The organism is Burkholderia sp. WTPI3 (assembly GCF_021483755.1).
GTDB lineage: Bacteria > Pseudomonadota > Gammaproteobacteria > Burkholderiales > Burkholderiaceae > Burkholderia.
On sequence record NZ_JAGIXF010000075.1, the window covers coordinates 11,734 to 31,890 of the forward strand.

The 20,157-nt window shown below is 65.6% G+C and carries 18 protein-coding genes; 10 read left to right on the forward strand and 8 right to left on the reverse strand.

What is annotated here, in order from left to right; all coding sequences use genetic code 11:
* The first annotated feature begins 142 nt into the window (after positions 1-142).
* Together J7024_RS29000 and J7024_RS29005 are read left to right on the forward strand one after the other, a co-directional pair.
* Entirely contained in the window at positions 143-1,402 is a 1,260-nt protein-coding gene (locus J7024_RS29000) for an acyl-CoA dehydrogenase family protein (protein WP_124828313.1), read from the forward strand.
* Positions 1,399-2,799, forward strand: coding sequence for an LLM class flavin-dependent oxidoreductase (locus tag J7024_RS29005; RefSeq protein WP_124828314.1), 1,401 nt, complete (start codon positions 1,399-1,401; stop codon positions 2,797-2,799). The genes J7024_RS29000 and J7024_RS29005 overlap by 4 nt, the downstream gene beginning before the upstream one ends.
* A 67-nt stretch (positions 2,800-2,866) precedes the next feature.
* On the opposite strand, the gene J7024_RS29010 is transcribed toward J7024_RS29005, so the two are convergent.
* Complete coding sequence (locus J7024_RS29010) at positions 2,867-4,081, reverse strand: FAD-dependent oxidoreductase (protein ID WP_124828315.1); 1,215 nt, start codon at positions 4,079-4,081, stop codon at positions 2,867-2,869.
* Positions 4,082-4,264: 183 nt separating this feature from the next.
* Between J7024_RS29010 and J7024_RS29015 the strand changes: the two genes are divergently transcribed.
* Together J7024_RS29015 and J7024_RS29020 are read left to right on the forward strand one after the other, a co-directional pair.
* A complete protein-coding gene (locus J7024_RS29015) occupies positions 4,265-5,209 on the forward strand; it encodes a LysR family transcriptional regulator (protein WP_175750413.1) in 945 nt (314 codons plus the stop codon).
* A 114-nt stretch (positions 5,210-5,323) separates the two neighbouring features.
* On the forward strand, positions 5,324-6,082 hold the full coding sequence (locus tag J7024_RS29020) for an SDR family oxidoreductase (RefSeq protein WP_124828317.1): 759 nt from the start codon (positions 5,324-5,326) through the stop codon (positions 6,080-6,082).
* A gap of 316 nt (positions 6,083-6,398) precedes the next feature.
* On the opposite strand, the gene J7024_RS29025 is transcribed toward J7024_RS29020, so the two are convergent.
* A complete protein-coding gene (locus J7024_RS29025) occupies positions 6,399-6,731 on the reverse strand; it encodes a cupin domain-containing protein (RefSeq protein WP_124828318.1) in 333 nt (110 codons plus the stop codon).
* A 220-nt stretch (positions 6,732-6,951) separates the two neighbouring features.
* On the opposite strand from J7024_RS29025, the gene J7024_RS29030 reads away from it, so the two are divergent.
* Both J7024_RS29030 and J7024_RS29035 read left to right on the forward strand, forming a co-directional pair.
* Positions 6,952-7,929 (forward strand): bifunctional helix-turn-helix transcriptional regulator/GNAT family N-acetyltransferase, encoded by a 978-nt coding sequence (locus J7024_RS29030; RefSeq protein WP_124828418.1) that lies wholly within the window; start codon positions 6,952-6,954, stop codon positions 7,927-7,929.
* Between the two features lie 111 nt (positions 7,930-8,040).
* Entirely contained in the window at positions 8,041-8,697 is a 657-nt protein-coding gene (locus tag J7024_RS29035) for an alpha/beta fold hydrolase (protein WP_234745671.1), read from the forward strand.
* Positions 8,698-8,784: 87 nt separating this feature from the next.
* On the opposite strand, the gene J7024_RS29040 is transcribed toward J7024_RS29035, so the two are convergent.
* The 4 genes from J7024_RS29040 to J7024_RS29055 form a co-directional block, all read right to left on the reverse strand.
* Positions 8,785-10,215, reverse strand: a complete 1,431-nt coding sequence (locus J7024_RS29040) for an MFS transporter (protein WP_124828320.1) — start codon at positions 10,213-10,215, stop codon at positions 8,785-8,787.
* A gap of 209 nt (positions 10,216-10,424) precedes the next feature.
* Positions 10,425-11,903: a sensor domain-containing diguanylate cyclase gene (locus J7024_RS29045; RefSeq protein WP_124828321.1), complete on the reverse strand. Its 1,479-nt coding sequence runs from the start codon at positions 11,901-11,903 to the stop codon at positions 10,425-10,427.
* 148 nt (positions 11,904-12,051) lie between these two features.
* On the reverse strand, positions 12,052-13,143 hold the full coding sequence (locus tag J7024_RS29050) for a potassium channel family protein (protein WP_124828322.1): 1,092 nt from the start codon (positions 13,141-13,143) through the stop codon (positions 12,052-12,054).
* Positions 13,144-13,203: 60 nt separating this feature from the next.
* Positions 13,204-14,538 carry an NAD(P)/FAD-dependent oxidoreductase gene (locus tag J7024_RS29055; RefSeq protein WP_124828323.1) on the reverse strand — a complete coding sequence of 445 codons (1,335 nt, stop codon included), beginning with the start codon at positions 14,536-14,538 and terminating at the stop codon, positions 13,204-13,206.
* A 952-nt stretch (positions 14,539-15,490) separates the two neighbouring features.
* Here J7024_RS29055 and J7024_RS29060 point away from each other — a divergent pair.
* Positions 15,491-15,772 carry a hypothetical protein gene (locus tag J7024_RS29060; RefSeq protein ID WP_124828419.1) on the forward strand — a complete coding sequence of 94 codons (282 nt, stop codon included), beginning with the start codon at positions 15,491-15,493 and terminating at the stop codon, positions 15,770-15,772.
* 171 nt (positions 15,773-15,943) lie between these two features.
* Here the strand turns inward: J7024_RS29060 and J7024_RS29065 are convergent, their stop codons facing one another.
* Complete coding sequence (locus J7024_RS29065; protein ID WP_234745672.1) at positions 15,944-16,219, reverse strand: hypothetical protein; 276 nt, start codon at positions 16,217-16,219, stop codon at positions 15,944-15,946.
* Between J7024_RS29065 and J7024_RS29070 the strand changes: the two genes are divergently transcribed.
* Positions 16,203-16,562: a hypothetical protein gene (locus tag J7024_RS29070; RefSeq protein ID WP_124828325.1), complete on the forward strand. Its 360-nt coding sequence runs from the start codon at positions 16,203-16,205 to the stop codon at positions 16,560-16,562. The genes J7024_RS29065 and J7024_RS29070 overlap by 17 nt on opposite strands.
* Here J7024_RS29070 and J7024_RS29075 read toward each other — a convergent pair.
* Positions 16,553-16,762: a hypothetical protein gene (locus tag J7024_RS29075; RefSeq protein ID WP_124828326.1), complete on the reverse strand. Its 210-nt coding sequence runs from the start codon at positions 16,760-16,762 to the stop codon at positions 16,553-16,555. The two genes, J7024_RS29070 and J7024_RS29075, sit on opposite strands and share 10 nt — an antisense overlap.
* A 497-nt stretch (positions 16,763-17,259) precedes the next feature.
* On the opposite strand from J7024_RS29075, the gene J7024_RS29080 reads away from it, so the two are divergent.
* Positions 17,260-18,114, forward strand: a complete 855-nt coding sequence (locus J7024_RS29080; protein ID WP_124828327.1) for a helix-turn-helix domain-containing protein — start codon at positions 17,260-17,262, stop codon at positions 18,112-18,114.
* 132 nt (positions 18,115-18,246) lie between these two features.
* The gene (locus J7024_RS29085; protein WP_124828328.1) at positions 18,247-19,914 is read left to right on the forward strand and encodes an ATP-binding domain-containing protein; all 1,668 of its coding nucleotides are present in this window, start codon (positions 18,247-18,249) and stop codon (positions 19,912-19,914) included.
* Positions 19,915-20,157: the final 243 nt, after the last annotated feature.

Sequence of the window (20,157 nt, forward strand, 5' to 3'; positions counted from 1 at the left end):
GTTGACGTCGAGACTTCCGCGCAGCCGCGCGTGTAATGCGTATCGACGATAACGATCTGCGAATCCGTTATTGGAACGCTCGCGTCACGCTTCCTATACTGGCTCTCCCGGTGCAAACGGCCCCGCCCTTCGAGGAACACGCATGACTTCGTCGCACGCAGACATCGATCTTTCCACCGGCACCGACTACGACGCACTCGCGAGCCGCTTCAGGCCGATCTTCGAGCGCATCGCCGACGGCACCGCCGAGCGCGACCGCCGCCGCGAACTGCCGCACGACGCGATCGGCTGGCTGAAGGACGCCGGCTTCGGCGCGATACGGCTGCCGGTGCGCAACGGCGGCGACGGCGCGTCGCTGCCGCAACTGTTCCAGCTGCTGACCGAGCTCGCCACGGCCGATTCCAATCTGCCGCAGGCGCTGCGCGGCCACTTTGCGTTCGTCGAGGACTGGCTGAACGCGCCGCCCGGGCCGCAGCGCAGCGCCTGGTTCGACCGTTTCGCGAACGGCCAGCTGGTCGGCAACGCGTGGTCGGAGGCCGGCGACGTTCCGCTCGGCCAGACCATCACGAAGGTGTCCGAGCAAAACGGCCGGCTCGTGCTGAACGGCCGCAAGTTCTACAGCACGGGCAGCCTGTTCGCCGACTGGATCGACGTATTCGCGCAGCGCGCGCACGACGGCAGCGACGTGATCGTCGCCGTCGCCACGGCACAGCCAGGCGTGATCCGCGAAGACGACTGGGACGGCTTCGGCCAGACCACGACCGGCAGCGGCACGACGCGCTTCGAGGATGCGGCGGTCGACGCCGACAACGTGATCGACTTCGCACGCCGCTTCAAGTATCAGACCGCGTTCTACCAGTTGTTCCACGTCGCGACGCTGGCCGGCATCGGCCATGCGATCGTGCGCGACGCCGGCGAACTCGTGCGCGGCCGCACGCGCGTGTACAGCCACGGCAACGCGGCGCGCGCCGGCGACGACGCGCAGCTCCAGCAGGTGATCGGCGAAATCGCATCGTGGGCGTATGCGGCCGACGCGCTCGCACAGCGCGCCGCGCAGCCGCTGCAACGCGCGTACGTCGCACGCTTCGGCGGCGACGACGAAGCCGAGCACGACGCGAACGTCGCGGCCGAAATCGAATCCGCGCAGAGCCAGCTCGTCGTGTCGGAACTCGTGCTGCGCGCGGCGACACGGCTGTTCGATGCGCTCGGCGCATCCGCGACGCGCAGCACGACCGCGCTCGACCGCCACTGGCGCAATGCGCGCACGGTATCGTCGCACAATCCGCTCGTCTACAAGGCGCGGATCGTCGGCGACTGGATCGTCAACGGACGCACGCCGCCGTTCGTCTGGCGCGTCGGCAACGGTGCAGGCGCCGGCACCGAAACGGGAGCGACCCGATGAGCAAGACCATTCGCTTCAACGCATTCGAGATGAATTGCGTCGGTCATCAGTCGCCGGGGCTGTGGGCGCATCCGCGCGACCGCTCGTGGCAGTACAAGGACCTCGACTACTGGACCGATCTCGCCCGCGTGCTCGAGCGCGGCATCTTCGACGCGATCTTCATCGCGGACGTGATCGGCTATTACGACGTCTACCGCGGCAGCAACTATCACGCGCTGCATCAAGCCGCGCAGATTCCGGTCAACGACCCGCTGCAACTCGCCGCGCCGATCTCGATGGCGACCGAACATCTCGGCATCGGCATCACCGCGTCGACGACGTTCGAGCACCCGTACACCTTCGCGCGCCGCCTGTCGACGGCCGACCATCACACCAAGGGCCGGCTCGCATGGAACATCGTCACGTCGTACCTGGAAAGCGGCGCGAGGAACGTCGGCGACGACGGACTGCGCACACATGACGATCGCTATGCGGTCGCGGCCGAATATGTCGAGGTGCTGTACAAGCTGTTCGAGGGGAGCTGGGAAGACGGCGCGGTCGTGCGCGATCGCGACGGCCGCGTCTTCACGCATCCCGAGAAGGTGCACGACATCGGCCACAAGGGCCGGTTCTTCGACGTGCCCGGCTATCACCTGTGCGAGCCGTCGCCGCAGCGCACGCCGGTGCTGTTCCAGGCCGGCGCGTCCGGCCCCGGCAAGGCGTTCGCCGCGCAGCACGCCGAATGCGTGTTCGTTGCCGCGCCCACCCGTGCGCAACTCGCGCGCCATGTCGCCGACGTGCGCGCACAGGCTGCGGCCGCGGGGCGCGACCCGCGCGACGTGCTGATCTACAACCTCGTGACGGTGATCGTCGACGAGACCGACGAGAAGGCACAGGCAAAGTTCGACGAATATCGCCGCTACGTGTCGTACGACGGTTCGCTCGTGTTCATGTCCGGCTGGACCGGCATCGACTTCGGCCAGTACGCGCCGACCGATCCCGTCAGGCGCGTCGAAACGAATGCGATCGTGTCGGCAGTCGAGCATCTGGCCGGTGGCGACACCGCGTGGACGATCGAGGAACTGGCCGCGTGGGGCGGTATCGGCGGGATGGGCCCCGTGTTCGTCGGCTCCGCGCAGACGGTCGCGGACATCCTGCAGGAATGGGTCGCCGAAACCGACGTCGACGGCTTCAATCTCGCGTACGCCGTGGCGCACGAAACGTTCGAGGACATCGTGCGTCACCTCGTGCCAGAGTTGCAGCGGCGCGGCGTCTACCCGACCGAATACGCGCCCGGCACGCTGCGCGAGAAGCTGTTCGGCGGCGCCGCGCGGTTGCCGGACGCTCATCCGGCCGCACGGTTTCGCGACATCGAGCAGGTCAAGCGCGGCGCCAAACAGGAGGCCGACTACGCATGAGCGCCATGCGGCCGCGTCGGTAACAAACGCTCGCGCGCGCCGGGCCAAACGCGCAATGCGCGGCCCGTCAAAGCCACGTACCGCCCTGCCGCTCGTTCGGCTCGTCGGCGAGCGCGTCGAAATCGTGGATCCAGTCCAGGTGACGCAGCACGCTGTCGCGTTCGCCGAGCCGGGCATTGCGCGCCTGCGCGGCCGGCCCGTCGGGCAGATGCAGCACGTCGGCGGCCGTGATCGATGCGTACTGCACCTTGCGCGTGCGACCGCGCCGCAGCCGCTCGTACGCTTCCTGCGCCTCGCGCCAGTTGCCCGGTCCGGCCTTCGCCAGTTGCCCGGCCAGCACCACCGCATCCTCGATCGACTGGTTCGCGCCCTGCCCGTGATGCGGCACCAGCGCATGCGCGGCGTCGCCGATCAGCGTCACGCGCCCGCGGCTCCAGCGGCCGAGCGGCGGCCGGTGGAACAGCCCCCAGCGCTGGCTGATCGGCACCGCGGTGATCATCTGCACCACCGCCGGATGCCAGTCCTTGAACAGGCGCAACTGGTCGCCCTCTTCGGCCGGCATGACCCACTCGCGCGACGGCCACGGCGACGGATGACGCTCGACCAGCAGGAAATTCTGGTCGCCGTTGTCGCCGATCGGATAGTGCAGCAGGTGGCCGTGCGGTCCGATCCAGAACTGGATCGTCTCGGGGTCGGGCAGCAAGTCCATCCGCTCGGCCGGCACCACGCCGCGAAAGCCCGAACAGCCCGAATACAGCACGTCGTCGTAGCCGAGCATCCAGCGCCGCGTGATTGAACGCGCGCCATCCGCGCCGATCACGAGATCGGCATCGGCACGCTTGCCATTGTCGAACGTCAGCGTCACGCGATCCGGATGCTGCACGAGATCGACCAGCCGATGGCCCAGATGAATCTGCTCGACACCGACGGCCTGCGACAGGATCGCCTGCAGATCCGCACGATGCACGCCCCAGTATGACCCGCCGAATTGCCGGCGGTAGTCGGGTTCGCCGCGATGATGACCGATGACCGCCCCGCTGCGCCCGTCGCGATAGACGAGCGCCGGGATTTCCGCGCATACCGCGTCGAAAGCCGAACGCAATCCCATTCGTTCGTAGAAGCGCGTCGCATTCGCCGACAGCGCAACGGCCGCCCCGACCTCGCGCAGCACGTCGGTCTGCTCGTACAGTTGCGCGTCGATGCCGCGCTCGCGCAACGCAAGCGCCAGGGTCAGGCCGCCGATGCCGGCGCCGACGATCGCGATGTTCAGATTGGTCTGCATGATGAAGGTGTCTCCGGGATTCAGATATTCAGTTATCGGGGCCGCAGCGCGCGTGACCTGTTCGGCGCGCCTGTCGAACACATGCGCCGTATCGGTATTTTCAGCAGCGGACTCTTATCCCGCAATAAAATGAAGGGAATCTTCTTCATCACTGAACGGAATGATCTGGAGCGCTGCGTCACCATGGAACTGAGCGAGATCGACCTCAATCTGCTGCTGCTTTTTCAGCGGCTGATGCAGGAGCGGCGCGTGTCGAGCGTCGCCGAGCAGATGAACATGAGCCAGCCGGGCGTGAGCAATGCGCTCGCGAAGCTGCGCCGCCGGCTCGGCGATCCGCTGTTCGTGCGCGGGCCCGGCGGCGTGGTCCCGACGCCGTTCGCGTTGCGCCTGGCCGAGCCGGTTGCGCAGGCGCTGTCGACGCTGCATGCGGCGCTCAATCCGGAGACGGGATTCGATCCGTTGCGCGCGTCGCGCACGATGACGATCGGGATGACCGATATCGGCGAAGTCGTGTTCCTGCCCGCGTTGCTCGAACATCTGTCGAAAGCGGCGCCGGGCATCGCGCTCAATACGGTGCGCAACACGAGCGTGAACCTCGGCGACGAAATGGCCGACGGTCGCGTCGATCTCGCGATCGGGCTGCTGCCGCAACTGCAAGGCGGGTTCTATCAGCGCCGGCTGTTCGATCAGCGGTACGTGTGCTTGTTCCGCCGCGGGCATCCGCTCGCGGACGCGCCATTGACGGTCGACGCATGGCGGGAAGCCGAGCATCTGGTCGTGGTGTCGGCCGGCACCGGCCACGGGCAGGTCGACGAATGGCTGAAGCGGCGGCGCGTCAAGCGCCGCGTGCGGCTCACGGTGCCGCATTTCATGAGCGTCGGCTATATCCTGCAACGCACCGACCTGATCGCGACCGTGCCCGAGCATCTCGCGCTGCAACTCGCCGCGCCGTTTTCGCTGAGCTGGCGAGCGTTGCCCGTCACACTGCCGGGTGCGCCGATTCATATGCTGTGGCATACGCGCGTGAATCAGGACGAAGGCAACCGGTGGTTGCGCGATGTCGTGGTCAGCCTGTTCTCGGAAGCCGAAACACGCGGACGAAAGCCTGCGCCGGCGCGCAGGCAATAGCGGCCCCCGCCGCGAACCCGCGGTGCGCGGTACGATGTCGCTTCAACCGGCGCGCGGCGATGCCATCGCACCCTTGCCGCCTCTTTCGTCACCCAACCCGCAGGGAATCAAGTCATGTCTGTTTCGCAGAAATTCGCAGCCGTCACGGGCGCCGGATCCGGCATCGGTCGTGCTGCGGCGATCGCACTCGCCGGCGCGGGATTTACCGTCGCGCTGATCGGACGCCGCGAAGAATCGTTGCGTGAAACGAAAGAGGCGATCGTCGCCGCTCACGGCGATGCGCACGTATTTCCGGCCGACGTCACCGACGAAGCATCGGTCGATCACGCGTTCGCGCAGATCGCGCAGCAGTTCGGCCGGCTCGACGTGCTCTTCAACAACGCCGGCCGCAACGCACCGGCCGTTGCACTCGACGAATACGCATTCGACGTGTGGAACGCCGTCGTCGCTACGAACCTGACGGGCGTCTTCCTGTGCGCACGGGCTGCGTGGCGCGTGATGAAAGCGCAAATACCGCAGGGTGGCCGGATCATCAACAACGGTTCGATCTCGGCCTATACACCGCGCCCGAACACGATCGCGTACACGGCCACCAAGCACGCGGTAGCCGGCATCACCAAGTCGCTCGCACTCGACGGCCGCGCATACAACATCGCGTGTGGCCAGATCGACATCGGCAACGCGGCGACGTCGCTGACGGACCGGATGACGGACGGCGTGCTGCAGGCCGACGGACGCATGGCGCCCGAGGCACGGATGGACGTCACGCACGTGGCAAACGCGGTCGTTCAAATGGCGAATCTTCCGCTGGACACGAACATCCTGAACATGACGATCATGGCGACGACGATGCCGTTCGTCGGGCGTGGATAAGCGGGACCCCGGGAATTCGACCGGGCGGTGCCGGGCGCCGCATGTTCCGTCACGCCCTCTTCGTCTTCTTGCCCATCGACGGCGGCTTGACGATGACGAACTGACGGCGCTCCTTGCCCCGGATCCAGAGCGGCGCGTTACCGCGCCCGCTCCACTTCCGGCGCTCGCCGGATCGCGATGGCGCGCCGGCAGGACTTCGACCGGCTCCGCGATGGAGCCGGATCGCGCGTGAAGCAACGGCAAGCCCGTGACGCCACACATCGCACGATGTCCCCGGCGGCTTGCCCGAATGACACGCGCCCTTGATGGCCGCTACTCAGCGTTCGTGGTAGATCGCGAGCCATACGGTCGGCTCCTCCGGATGCGTCCACGCGACGCGATGCCGGCAATGCGGTTCGATCAGCACGTAGTCGCCGGGACGCATGTCGTACAGCGCCTGATCGCCTTCGAATTCGAGCGCGGCCGCGCCGGACAGCAACGCAACCCATTCGGCGCGCGGGTCGTCGTACCAGAACCCGTCGGGACTCGCATGCCCCATCGACACGATTCGCTCGATGTTCAGGCGCGCGCCGGCCACGAGTACGTCGACCTGCTCGTCGTCGCTTCGGGTCCGTTCGATGCTGAACAGGTTGCCGGTTTGAAGCTGCATGATTCGACCTCGCATCGCCCTTCGCGTGAAGGCGGTTGACGTCCACTCCAACGCGGCGGCCGTCGCCGGGGTGAGCGTGTTTTGCGGGTATCGGCTTGGCGCGCACGCAAAGACCGGCCATCGAAACGTCCGACGAAACGTGGCTGACAACCAAACCGCCTTGACAAGTTGCGCATCGCAACTAATATTGCTTGCGGGCCGCAACTTTTCCGGGCTGATCATGGACCTCATCGATATTCCCGCCAAGACCCGCGACGCAACAATCCTGGAGCTTCGCGATTTTTCCCGAAAACTGGTCCGTGAACTGGGCTTCATGCGCACGACATTGGCCGACAGCGACCTCGCGCCGTCGGCCGTTCACGCCGTGCTCGAAATCGGAATGGCGCCCGGCATCAGCGCAAAGGATCTCGGCAATATCCTGCGGCTCGACAAATCGAATACGAGCCGACAGCTTGCCCGGCTGGAGGCGGCCGGCTTCGTGACGCGCCGCATCTCGCCCGACGATGCGCGCGCGACCGAGTTGTACCTGAGCGCCGACGGGCAAAAGCTCCGGGAGAAAATCGACCGGTTTGCGACCCGCCAGGTGTCGAATGCGCTGCGTCGCATGGTGCCGGCGGACCAGCAAAACCTGATCCGCTCGCTCGCGCTTTATAGCGACGCGCTGGCGCAGGACAACGTAGCCAAGCCGTCCGTCGCGAAGCAAAACGCCGTGCAGATCCTCGACGGCTATCAGCCCGGCTGCATCGGCGACATAGCGAGCCTTCACGCGCGGTTCTATTCGGAACACTGGGGATTCGGCGCGTTCTTCGAAAAGAAGGTTGCGACCGAACTCGCCGAATTTGCGGGCGCGCTTCCGGCCGAGGGCAAGGCGCTCTGGCTCTGCACGGAAAATGGCCGCACGCTCGCCTCTCTCGCCATCGACGGAGACAAGGTATCGGGCATCGCGCACTTGCGCTGGTTCATCGTCGACGATGCGTTGCGCGGCGCCGGCATCGGGCGGCAGCTCATGACGCTTGCCATGCAGTTCGTCGACGATCGGCAGTTCGACGAGACGTATCTCTGGACATTCAAGGGACTCGATTCGGCACGTCACCTGTATGAATCGTTCGGCTTTGCGCTGACCAGCGAATCGGCAGGCTCGCAATGGGGAACCGAGGTCGTCGAGCAACGCTTCAGCCGGCGAAAATCCGGCGGCTAGCGTTCGGCCCCGCACTGCCCTTCAACGGCAACCCGCCCACCTCGAATGAACCCGCCTGCCACGATGCCACTCCCGCTCGTCTTCCTGCCGGCCATGCCATGCGACGCACGGATGTATGCCGCGCAGGTCGACGGGCTGTGCGATCTTGTGTCGCCGTCGGTGCACGTGCTTTCGTACCCGACCTTCGCGGAAAGCGCCGAGCACCTGCTGTCTGTCACGGAAGGGCCGTTGATCCTCGCAGGCACCGCGTATGGCGGCTGCCTGGCACTCGAAGTGCTCGCCAGGATGCCCGATCGCGTTCGCGGCCTCTGGTTGATGAATTGTCAGCCCGGCGCCCATCCGGATCCGGCGTCGGCGCGCGCCACGAGTCGCAGAATCCGTTCCGGCGAGCATGAACGCGTTCTCGCCGAATTCGCCGAGAACGCCATCCCCGCAGACGACATCGCGGCAAGAACAGCATTCGTGCAGATGGCGCGCGATGCCGGCGCCGACGTGTTCGCACGGCAATCCGACGCAACGTCGACACGCATGGATCGCTGGCCTACGCTCGCATCGACCCGGATCCCGACGTTACTCGTCTGGGGCAGCGCCGACCGTTTCGTTCCCGTCGACGTGGGCCGCCACATCGCCGCATCGATGCCGCATGCCCGTTTCGAACCGATCGACGGGTGCGGCCATTTTCCGACCCTGGAGCGCCCGTTGCCATGCACTACGATCGCGCGCCAATGGTTGATCGAATCCGGCCTGACGCCCTTCTCCACGCGTTGACGCATCGATCCGCGCACGCCGCCGCTCTGCTCGCGGGCACGACGACGCGCCGACCGCGAGCGCTTTCTGCCGCGCTCATGCCGCCTGTCACGCCGCCGCCTCGTCGTCGATGTCGCGCGCCGTCGGTTCATGACGCACGATCAGCAGAAACACGATCGGCGTGACCGCGCTGATCGCCACGACCCAGAACATGTCCGTGCCGAGCCGGGCCTGCAGGATCGGCAGCACGAACAGCGCAAGCGCCTGCCCGATACCGCACAGCGAACGCCCGAAGCCGACCCCGGTGCCGCGGATCGCCGCCGGGTACGACAGCGTCGGATAGATCATCATCTGCGCGCCCGGTCCGAAGCCTTCGGCAAACAACCACGTGCCGAGCATCAGCAGCACGACGCCGATCGCGACCGCGCCGTGCGGATGTCCGGCCAGCGCGAGTGCAACGAGCGCGACGAACTGCAGCGCGAACCCCGCGATCGCGACGTGGCGCGACGGATAGCGATACGCAAGACGCATGCCGAGCAAGCCCCCGGTAAACGCGAACAGGACGTTCAGCGCGAGCGACGCGGCGATCGTCTCGAACACGCCCGCGCCGAGAAACTGCGACAGGATCGACGGCAGGAAGAACGCGATCGCCGTGTATTCGAACGGAATGCACAGGTTCATCACGCTGGCGACGATCGTGCGGCCCAGATACGGACGCTGGAACAGCACGCGAATCCGTACGGGCGGCTGGCTCGGCGCGCGCGGCGCATCGTCTGCTTCGTGTGCGTGAATCCCGTACGACTCGCGAAGGATGCGCGCCGCATTGGCGAGGTCGCCCTGATTCGCCGCCCACAGCGGCGATTCGTTCATGAAGCGATTGCGCACCAGGATGATGACCAGTGCGGGCACCGCGCCAAAGATCAGCGACGCGCGCCACAGCCAGCCCGCATGCTCGGCCGGCAGCAGGAAATACAGCCCGAAGATCAGCAGGAAACAGACCGACGACGCCACGTACCACATAGGGCACCACGCAGCGAGCCGCGACGCCTTGTTGCCGCGGCCGTTGAACTTCGAGAATTCCGCGAGAAACGCCATCGCAACCGGCAGGTCGATGCCGACGCCGAGCCCCATCACGAAGCGCGCACCGATCAGCACCCACACGTTCGGCGCGAGTCCGGCCGCGATCGCCGCGATCACGAAAAACAGCATGTCGGCCATGAACACCTGATAGCGGCCGATCTTGTCGGTGAGCCAGCCGCCGATCAGGCTGCCGAAGATCGTGCCAATCATGATCGCCGCCCCGACCAGCCCGGTCAGTGCGGGCGTCAGGCCGAACTCGCGCGCGACGTCGTCGATGCCGTAGGACAGCGTCGTCAGGTCGTATGCATCGAGAAACACGCCGCCGAGCGCGAGCAGCACGATCATTCGCGCATGGCTGACGGAGCTGTCCGTCGTATTGATCAGGCGCGCCACGTCGCTCGCGGAGCGGATGGGCGCGGAAACCGGCGTGATAGCGGCATTCAGATCGATCGAACTCATCGCATTCCCTTGTTTCGCCGGATACCCGGCGATGTCCACATGGAGACAGGAACCCGACACGCACGCGTCGCCGGGTTCCGGAAGCGAAGATTCTGTTCTTGCGATCCGGTTATCCCAACCGATATAAATCGATAAATTATTCGGTGTACGTCATAACGTTGCTGCCCGCGCGCGTCGACCGGTCACGCACATGTGCGTCGCGACCTGCGTCACGCCACTGCGCGAAAGGCGGCCACCCTGTTCCGCCCGTTCGCCTTCGCGTAGTACAGCGCCTCATCGGCGGCCTTGATCACGGCTTCGGCTTGCGCATCGTGCTCGGGCGTCCAGCTCGCGAGGCCGATACTGGCGGTGACGTGCCCATATTCGCTGCCGGCGTGCTCGAGCGGCAACCCGTCGATCGCAGCGCGAATCCGCTCGGCAATCTGGGCGGCGCCCGTCTCGGAGGTATCCGGGAGCAGCACGACGAATTCCTCGCCGCCGTAGCGGGCCGCGGTATCGGCCGGCCGGCGGATGTTGTCGCCGATACAGCGTGCGACCGCTGCCAGCGCGTCGTCGCCCGCCTGGTGGCCGTAGGTATCGTTATAGGCCTTGAAGCGGTCGACATCGACGAACAGCAACGAGAAAACCGACCGCGCCCGCCGCGCACGACGCCATTCGCGCTCCAGCACTTCCGCGAAGCTGCGGCGATTGTTCAGGCCGGTGAGGCCATCGGTGCGCGCGAGCAGCACGAGTTCCGACTCGGCACGCATGCGGCGCCGCAATTGCGTGCCGAGCATGACGGACACCGCGATGAACGCGGCGCCGAACGTCGCCACCAGCGCGCCGATCGTGGTGGCCCGGTGCCGCCACGCCGCATAGATATCCGGCTCCGCTTCCGCGACCATGATCATCAGCGGCAGCTTCGACAAGTGCCTGAAGTAGTAGAGGCGACGCACACCGTCGAGCGACGAGGTTTCCGAAAACACCCCCTCCCGCGCGGCCCGGAACCGCTGGAAAGTCGCGGCCTGGCTGATGTCGCGGCCGATGGTGTGGACGTCGTACGGCTGGCGCATCACCATCACGCCGTCGTTGCCGATCAGCGAGATCGAGCCGTGCTGTCCGAGCGACAGGCCGGCAAACAGTTGATGGAAATATTCGAGATTGACCGTGATGAGCACGATGCCGGCAAACGAGCCGTCCGGGCTCGAGATCCGCCGCGTGAGCCCGACGCTGAGCGCGCCCCCTCGCAGGCGCGACGGGAACGGGTCGCTGACGTAGAGGCCGACATTCGGATCGTCGCGGTGGACGGTGAAGTACTTGCGATCGGAGAAATTGCCTCGGCGCGGCACGTCGTTGGCCGAATCGAGGACGATGTTGCCACCGGCATCGAGTACCAGCACCGAGCCGAGAAATTGCGCGGTCATCGCGTTGTCGAACAGCACGGCGCGCCGCAAGCCTGGCGGCGCATTCATCACGTCGGGGCGTCGCAGCCCCCCGATGACCGCCTGCAACGACAGGTCGTAGAGTTCGAAGTTGCGCTGGATGTCCCGCTCGGCGATCAGGCCGAGATTGCGGGAGGTTTCTCTCGCCCGCTCGAGCGCGTCGTTGCGGCTCTGGAACAGTTGCAGCACGCACAGACCCATCAGCGCACACGCAACCACGATGCCGACCACGACGATGGTATAAGGAGCCGCCGACCTGGATTGCATGTGTCTCCTCGATGACCAAGCTTGTATGCAGCCGCACGACGCGATTACTGCATACTAAAAAACGGATGGTGGCATATCAAGCGGGAGCAACGCGCCGGTCATGGCACGACATCGGTGTGACGATGCCGGGTCGGTTCACCTCCAGCCGTCAAATATCCGCATCCGGAATCCTCGCCGACTGAATTACGACCAGCGTATCCCCCGCCTCGATCCGGCACGGCGGATCCTCATAAAACGAAAGAATCTTCCCGCAACGATCGAGCCCGACCACGATCGCGCCCGGCACGACGTTCGTCATGCAGCCGATCTCGTGCGGTAATGCCTCGCGCTCAAGCAGCGTCGCGCGCCCGCGCGTCGACAGCATGTCGTTCACGAACGGCACGATGTACCGGCTATGCACCGCGTCCGCGAGCAGCAGCGCGCCGATCTTCGTCGACGATACGATCACGTCGGCGCCGGCCTGGCGCAATTGCCGCTGATACAGGTTCTCCTGGATGCGCACGACGATCTTCGTCTCGGGCGCGATGCTGCGCACCGACAGCGTCAGCAGGATCGCGGTCGGATCGTCGGTCACCGAGATGATCACGGCCTTCGCCGCGCGCACCTGTGCCTGCTGCAGCAGATCCTCGTGCGCCGGATCGCCGAGCAGCCCGGTCACGCCGAGCGACGTCGCGGCCTCGAGTGCCTGCTGCTGCGCATCGATCACGATGATCGTCGACGGATCGACGCCGCTTTCGAGCAGCTCGCGCACGGCGATCGATCCCGACAGGCCGTAACCGCACACGACGATGTGATCGGACAGTTGCTTCTGCAAGCGTTTCATGCGTAATTCCTCGACGACGCGCTGGATCACGAACTGATAGGCCGTGCCCAGGAAGATGAACCAGATGCCGATACGGATCGGCACGATGAAGAACGCGTCGAGCAGACGCGCGCGCGCCGTGACCGGCACGATGTCGCCGTAACCCACCGTCGCGACCGTGACCATCGTGAAGTACACGAGATCGGCGACGTTCATCGGCGTGCTCTTGGTGGAATCGCGCAGGCCGTCGCGATCGAGATACAGCACGAGGAACGCGAGCATGCACAGCAGCACCACCGCGCCGAGGCGGAACAGCAGCGTACGCCGCGGCGACGTCGCGGGACGGGTGAACAGCGTGCGCGTGCGCGGCGCCTGCCACGGGTCACGGGCACGACGCAGACGCAAGCGCAACGAGCGGCGCTGGGAAGGCGTTGCCAACGAGGATTCTCCTGAACGATGCGGGCTCGATTCTACGACGGGAACATGCGGGCGCTGGCGTTACAGCATGCTGCGCGGCCGCACCATCGTGCCGTCGACGAATCGCTGCGCACGGAACGCCGACAGGTCGAGCGACGGTGCGCCGGTATCGACCCATTCGGCCAGCAGCCGGCCGACGATCGGCCCCATCGCGAAGCCATGTCCGCAGAAGCCGGTCGCGATCGCGAGCCCGGACGGCGTGCCGGGCGCATCGATCACCGGAATGCCGTCGGGCAGCACGTCGATCAGGCCGGCCCACGCCTCGACGATCTGCGCATCCTTCAGCGCGGGGAAGATCGCCTTGAGTTTCGCGAGCGCGCGCGGCGCATGCGCGCGATTCGGCTGAGGCTGCGGATCGCGCGGCTCGATCGGGTCGACCCGGCCGCCGATGCGCGCGCAGACATCACGCCATGCCGCCGCATTCAGATGCAGCCGGAATTTCTCGCGCTGCGACCAGAACGCCGGCCAGAACAGGCTCAATCCGCGTAAGTGGCCAAGCGTCATGTCGACGTCGACCTGCATATCGTCGGCGAGATTGATCGCGCCGTTCTTGCGTTGCCGGATGCCGAGGCCATGCCCCCAGATCGTCGACGCGGACACGTCGGGCAGCACGTTGGTGCGCATGCAGGTGCCGCGCACGGCCTGCTGCGGCAGGCGGATGCCGACGCCGTCGAGCAGCCGGAAGCTGGTCGCGCCGGCCGCGCAGATCACCCGCCGCGTGCGGATCGTGCCGCGCTCGGTCACGACGCCGACGACCGCGCCGCCGGCCGTCTCGATCGCGGTCACGCCGCAGCCTTCGAAGAAACGCGCGCCGGCTTCGGTCGCGCGCGCCGCGAACGCGGCGGCCACGCGACGCGGCTCGGCCTGCCCGTCGGTCGCGGTGTACAGCCCGCCAAGCGTGCGCGCCTGCGTCGACAGGCCGTTCACGCGTGCGTCGATTTCCGCACGCGTGAGCGTACGCGTGTCGAGCCCGTGCTCGCGCGCGACGGCGAGCCATGCCTGGAACGATGACCAGTCGTCTTCGTTGTCGGCCATATACAGGCAGCCGCCCTGCCGCCATTCGAGGTCGAAGCCGAGCGCCTGCTCGAGCCCTTCCCAGATCCGCATGCCGGCCATCATCAGCGGCACTTCGGCGGACTCGCGGCCCTGCTGGCGCACGAAACCCCATGCGCGGGTCGATTGCTGGCCGGCGATGCGCGACTTGTCGAGCACGACGGCCTTCAGGCCACGCAGCCCGAGGTAGTACGCGGCCGCGCAGCCCATGATGCCGGCCCCGGCGATCACGATGTCGGCTTCGGCCGGAAACGCCGTATCGGCGTGGCTCAATGCATCATGCAGCGGATAGGTTGTCGTCATTGTTTTCTGTTGGCGTCGATACGCCCGGCGCATGCATCGACATATGCGATGACGGGCGCCGGGTGATGCTGTTCTGCCCCGGATTTTCGCGGAAAACGTCCGAACGGGTCGGCGAGCGATCGAGTCCGCGCTGTCGCGCCCCCGGCACCCGCATGCGACGGCGTCATTCTTGCCAGCCGGCCGTCCCCATTTTTTCGCCTTGACGGGACTATCTTACCGCGCGACAAACTGTACATCCATACAGTATCGCTGCAGTAGAAATGGGCCTCCCCTCATTCGCTCCCCCCGACGCTGAACGACCCGACCGAATGGCGAACGACGTGCGGCACCTGTGCCCGGCGCCACGGCAATTGACGTCCCGCGTCCCCGATGGATCGCGCCGGATCCGCGTGCTCGCCCCGGACATGCCCGTGCACGGCTCCGAGCTTTGACGGCTCGGCTATCTGCTCGAAAAGAAGATCGAGCGTGCGCTGCCCGAGCCTGCGGAACCGGGCACGCTGCCGTGCGTGATTCCGGAATAATCGAATCGGCGAATGCCGGCGGCAATGCCGCGCGTTTCCCCGCACACGCTTTCGCCATCGTCACGATGCTTACGAGACGATTCCTGAATCGCGCCCGCCCTCGACGACACGCATCGACACCCAAATCGGTACATGCATCGGTTCGTTATCCGATACATCTGAACGTCATCGGAACGTAACTCTCACCGACATACCATCGCTGTCGATTCGAGCGACGCATGCGATTTCTTTTGTCGCGCTCGGGAACGGATCGTGCTCCCTGAACGAAGAATTGGAACTCATTTATTTTCTTTGACGGATTGCATATTACCGGTGCATATTCGCGTCGATCTATTGGCCAGTACTTCTAAAAATATAAAAAACAGGCTGTTCGCCATGTAACGATGACCTTACGTTGCCTCGCCAACCGATACTTGATCGAAGGGGTAGAAATGATGCCGTTGTCCCAGGATGTGAGCATCAAAAAAACAGTTGCCGTATCGAAAGCATCCACGCCGTCACCCGTTTTCTGGAAGTCGGACCCGCTGGTCGCGACACCGCCGCCGGAACCGAAGTCGGCAACGCCCGATCTGCGCGACTTCTTCGCCGCGGCTGCGCTGCAGGGGTTGCTGTCACGCGACGCCGGCCGCAACGTGTCGACGATCGCCGACTACGAATCCAAACGCGCGGTCAGCGCCTATCGATTCGCCGACGAAATGTTGAAGGCGCGATGAACGGGCATGCCCGCCGGACCGGATCGGTCCACGCTGGCTCGTCGTCCCCCGGCTTTCGTCATCGCAAGCACCGCCCGCGCGAGGCGCAGGCGAAGCGGCAGAAGCAGCGAGGGGCGAGAAAACGGCGGGCGCAGGTCTGCGCCGGGACTCCCCCGGTACGGCCGCAATCAATCAGTATGAGTAACGCGTATGCGTGCCGGCCGCGCGATCGAACGGTTGCAGCCTCGCAAGCCGTTCGACCGACATCGTGACGACTTCGAGAACATGCCGGGCGATTTCGTCCTGCCCCATGCCGGCATGAATGTACTGATCGATGCTCATCGTGCGGGGCGGATAGTTGCCCGCTTCGTCGTCGACGATGTGAATCCTGGCTGATCGACTCTCGAGCGACAACACGACCTGGACAGTTTTACCGTGAACGACGGTCTGCATGCACAAGGTGGACATTCGCAGTCTCCAGTTGCGTTACCTCGAAACGATCGGCACCTCACAACGTGAGGCATCAATCTACAAATTTCTCTCGGCATTGGCAACTCTTGCGCATGAATTTGGATCGGCCGCCTGCCATTACCGGCTGGACGCGCCATCTTTCACGCCGCAAGCCATCGGCCGGGAAACCGGTATCGCCGCATCACGCAGGCGCGAACGCACGCGACCGCCACGCCACGCGCTGGCGCGTCGGTCGTTTCGCTTGCTTCAGATGAATGGGGACGCCAGCGGATCAACGGACGCCGTCTCGCCGGTCGATCCGGCACCCGCATTGCGCGGGTATCCGGTGCGCTACGCGTAGCGGCTCAGCCACTCTTCGGAGAATTTTTGCGCATAGGTGACGGCTTCGGCTTCAGTGTCGAATTCGCCAAGGTTGCGGAACGCCGCCTCGCGGCTGAAACCCAGCTTCGTGACCTCGACCTGGGCGGCGTACTTGCCGTCCGCCGTCACGCGCGGTTCGCAGTTCATCTCGTAGCCGCGCATCACAAATTTCTTCTGCATCGGTTCAACGCATCTTTTTTAAGACAGGCAATCGTAGCATGTGAGCGCCGTAGGTTCGGGTTCGCCGATAAATGTATCTACGCCGGTTTCACTAGAGGAAACCATCCACTCCGCCGAATGTCCTGTGCAGAATTGTCGACTGCGAGGGTCACGATGCCGCCATCGTGTCGCGACGCCACGCCCACGTCTGGTGCATCGCGTCCCCGCCGCGGTGCATTACGCGCCGAGCCACGTGGAATATGCGCGCGGCAAGCCGGGATCCGCGCTTGCAGGTTTTCAACGTCTCTTTTGCGCTCGCGCAACAACCGCGATCAAGCGTAACGTCAAGACACACCTTTCACACAAACGCACTTTTCACCGCATGGAATAACCGCTGTTTTGCGGTAAAGTTATCTTTTCCGCGCGTGGCCGGTCGGCTCGCCACTGGACGTCGTCAAGACTGTCCGCCGAGACTGCCGCAAGGCGTCATTCTGAGTGTCACGATCCGTTCCCGTAGCATGACCACTGAAGCAATCACCACGGATTCCCTCGCGGTTGCCGAGCGCGTGCGCGAGCTGATGAGCCGTAACGGCATCGGCAAGCGCCAGCAGACGACCGAGCTGTGCCGCATCCTCGACCTGAGCTTTTCGCAGGGCCACCGCAAGCTGCGTGGCAGCAGTCCCTGGACCCTCGCGCAGATCAAGAAAGTCGCCGAAGCTTACGGCGAGCCCGCCGCCCAACTGTTCGGCGCACAGGCGCTCGACCCCGGCATGGTCGGCGCCTATTCGCAGGAGGCGGTCCTGTATGCCGGCGTCGCCGAAATTCCGTGCACCGCATGGATCGGCGCACCGCTCGAAGCCGGTGCACGCCCCGAATTCGTCGCGTACGAACAGAACGGCCGCTGGCGCGTGCTGCGCCATACCGGCGTGCTGTACCAGAACGCGTACGACGTGCACAAGATCGAGATCTATCCGCGCCGCGCCGAGAGCGACAAGCTCGTCGTCGCAGTGATCGATCCCGATCGCGTCAGCTCGACCGAGCTGTGCCGTTATCTCGAACGGCAGGGTTTCGCGACCGCCGCGTTCGACGGCCTCGCGCCGTTCGTCGACGCACTGCAGGGCCAGGCATTTGACGCCGTCGTCACCGAATGGCTGTTCGACGACAGCACCGCCGCGACCGCGATCAAGGCCGTGCGCGCGTCCGACAATCCGGGCGCACCGATCTTCGTACTGACGGGCGACCTGCTGACAGGCCGTGCGAGCGAAGCCGACATCAGCGAAGTGATCCGCGCATTCGACGTCGTCTGCTACGAAAAACCCGCACGCATGGCAATCCTCAGCGCCGATCTCGCAAAACGGCTCGCGCGCGGATAGTTCGCGGCCTTCCGCTGCAACCGTCCCTCTTCCGAACGGCCAACGTCCGTGCTGCGCGGCGGTCGTGAACAGGTTCCTCAGTACAATAGCCGAACCTGTTCACGCCCTTATCGGCATCCGCCGCCCGAGCTCATGGCCCGCCTCATTCCCGACGACTGGAAAAGCCTCGCCGCCACCGGCGCGGCCGAACGCGAGCGCGAAACGCTCGCGGCCCTCGAACACGCGCTGCCGGACAGCTACACCGTCTATCACGGCGTGCACTGGACGCGTGCGGATCAGGGCTTCTCGGTGTTCGGCGAAGCGGCGTTCGTCGTCGTGAGCCCGGCCGGCCGCGTGCTGCTGATCGAGCAGAAGGCCGGTTTCCTGCGCGAAACGCCGAAGGGGCTCGTGAAGGTCTACCTGCAGAAGGAGCGCAACGTCCCGATCCAGCTCGCGCGGACGCAGGAAACGCTGCACCGGCGCCTGACCGCCGCGCTCGGCGCGGGCGTCTATGGCGTCGAGGCGCTGCTGTACTGCCCCGACTACTCGATCCGTGAAACGGCAATCGCCGGCGTCGCGGCCGACCGCATCGTCGACGCGTCGCGCAAGGCGCAGCTCGCGCAGGTGATCCTGCAGATCCTGCCGGAACACGACGCGCCGTTGCCGAACGCATCGAAGCTGCATCATTTCCTCGCGGACGAGCTGGCGCTCACGCCCGACACCAGCGCGCTCGTCGGGCAGGCCGGCACGCTCGTCACGCGACTGTCCGGCGGGCTTGCCGCATGGGCGCGCCAGCTCGAATTCACGCCGTTCCGGCTGCGCGTGACGGGCACCGCGGGTTCAGGCAAGACGCAGCTTGCGGTGCAGGCGATGCGCGACGCGGTCGCTGCCGACAAGCGGGTGCTCTATGTGTGTTTCAACCGGCCGCTCGCCGACTACATCGCACGCATCGCGCCGGCCGGCGCGAAGATCGCGAACTACCATCAGCTGTGCGACTGGGTCGCGCGCGACGGCGGCTATACGCCCGACTTCACCGTGCCCGGCGCGTTCGAGCGACTCGAGGCGCGCTTCGCGGAAGCACCGATTCCGGAACACTGGCGCTTCGACGTCCTGATCGTCGACGAGGGGCAGGATTTCCATGCGCCGTGGGCAGCCGCACTGGAGCGCCTGCTCACGCCGGACGGCGCATGGTGGTGGCTCGAAGATCCGCTGCAGAACCTCTACCTGCGCGAGCCCGTCGCGCTGCCCGGCTGGGTCACGCTGAAGGCGCTGACGAACTATCGCAGCCCGCGCGATCTGCTCGAATTCGTACGCGACGTCGTCGGCCGCGTCGAGCCGCTTGCGGCCGAACTGCACTCGGGCAGCCCGTTCGACGGTTCCGATCCGTCGGTTTCGTCATACGGGGAAGATGGCGCATCGGGCAACGCGCTCGCCGAAGCCTGCATCGACGCGACCAAGCGCGCGATCACTCATGCGCTGTCGCTCGGTTTTCGCAAGCAGGACATCGCGGTGCTGTCGTATCGCGGCCGCGAAAGCTCGGTGCTCGCGTCGCTCGACCAGCTTGGCCCGCACCGGATCAAGCACTTCACGGGCAAGTACGACCTGTTCGGCAACCCCGAATATCGCGAAGGCGACGTGCTGCTCGATTCGATCTACCGCTTCAAGGGACAGTCCGCGCCGTGCGTGATCCTCACCGAGATCGACTTCGAAACGCTCGATGCGCGTGCGGCTCGCAAGCTGTTCGTCGGTGCGACACGCGCGACGATGAAACTGCTGCTCGTCGCGTCGTCGCGGGCGGCCGTGCAGCTCGCGGCGAGCTGATACCGCCATCGGTGGGCCGCCGGCACGCGTTGCACTGGCCGCACCGCCCTTCGCGTGACGCGAAACGCGAAACGCGCCACTACCCGACTCAGCCCGTCGGCACAGTTGTCGATATTGTTTTCCGGCCCGCGCCCTTGAAGTTCCGCTCATTGCCGTCCGCTCCACACATCAGCGGGTTTGCTCACTTACGATCTGCCATCAGGATGCCACCGTGTGCCAGTCTTCTCACCCGGATCATCCAGG

Coding starts and splice junctions, on each gene's coding strand:
- J7024_RS29000 (WP_124828313.1), top strand. CDS start 143: ATGACTTCGTCGCACGCAGACATCGATCTTTCCACCGGCACCGACTAC.
- J7024_RS29005 (WP_124828314.1), top strand. CDS start 1,399: ATGAGCAAGACCATTCGCTTCAACGCATTCGAGATGAATTGCGTCGGT.
- J7024_RS29010 (WP_124828315.1), bottom strand. CDS start 4,081: ATGCAGACCAATCTGAACATCGCGATCGTCGGCGCCGGCATCGGCGGC.
- J7024_RS29015 (WP_175750413.1), top strand. CDS start 4,265: ATGGAACTGAGCGAGATCGACCTCAATCTGCTGCTGCTTTTTCAGCGG.
- J7024_RS29020 (WP_124828317.1), top strand. CDS start 5,324: ATGTCTGTTTCGCAGAAATTCGCAGCCGTCACGGGCGCCGGATCCGGC.
- J7024_RS29025 (WP_124828318.1), bottom strand. CDS start 6,731: ATGCAGCTTCAAACCGGCAACCTGTTCAGCATCGAACGGACCCGAAGC.
- J7024_RS29030 (WP_124828418.1), top strand. CDS start 6,952: ATGGACCTCATCGATATTCCCGCCAAGACCCGCGACGCAACAATCCTG.
- J7024_RS29035 (WP_234745671.1), top strand. CDS start 8,041: ATGTATGCCGCGCAGGTCGACGGGCTGTGCGATCTTGTGTCGCCGTCG.
- J7024_RS29040 (WP_124828320.1), bottom strand. CDS start 10,215: ATGAGTTCGATCGATCTGAATGCCGCTATCACGCCGGTTTCCGCGCCC.
- J7024_RS29045 (WP_124828321.1), bottom strand. CDS start 11,903: ATGCAATCCAGGTCGGCGGCTCCTTATACCATCGTCGTGGTCGGCATC.
- J7024_RS29055 (WP_124828323.1), bottom strand. CDS start 14,538: ATGACGACAACCTATCCGCTGCATGATGCATTGAGCCACGCCGATACG.
- J7024_RS29060 (WP_124828419.1), top strand. CDS start 15,491: ATGATGCCGTTGTCCCAGGATGTGAGCATCAAAAAAACAGTTGCCGTA.
- J7024_RS29070 (WP_124828325.1), top strand. CDS start 16,203: ATGCACAAGGTGGACATTCGCAGTCTCCAGTTGCGTTACCTCGAAACG.
- J7024_RS29065 (WP_234745672.1), bottom strand. CDS start 16,219: ATGTCCACCTTGTGCATGCAGACCGTCGTTCACGGTAAAACTGTCCAG.
- J7024_RS29075 (WP_124828326.1), bottom strand. CDS start 16,762: ATGCAGAAGAAATTTGTGATGCGCGGCTACGAGATGAACTGCGAACCG.
- J7024_RS29080 (WP_124828327.1), top strand. CDS start 17,260: ATGACCACTGAAGCAATCACCACGGATTCCCTCGCGGTTGCCGAGCGC.
- J7024_RS29085 (WP_124828328.1), top strand. CDS start 18,247: ATGGCCCGCCTCATTCCCGACGACTGGAAAAGCCTCGCCGCCACCGGC.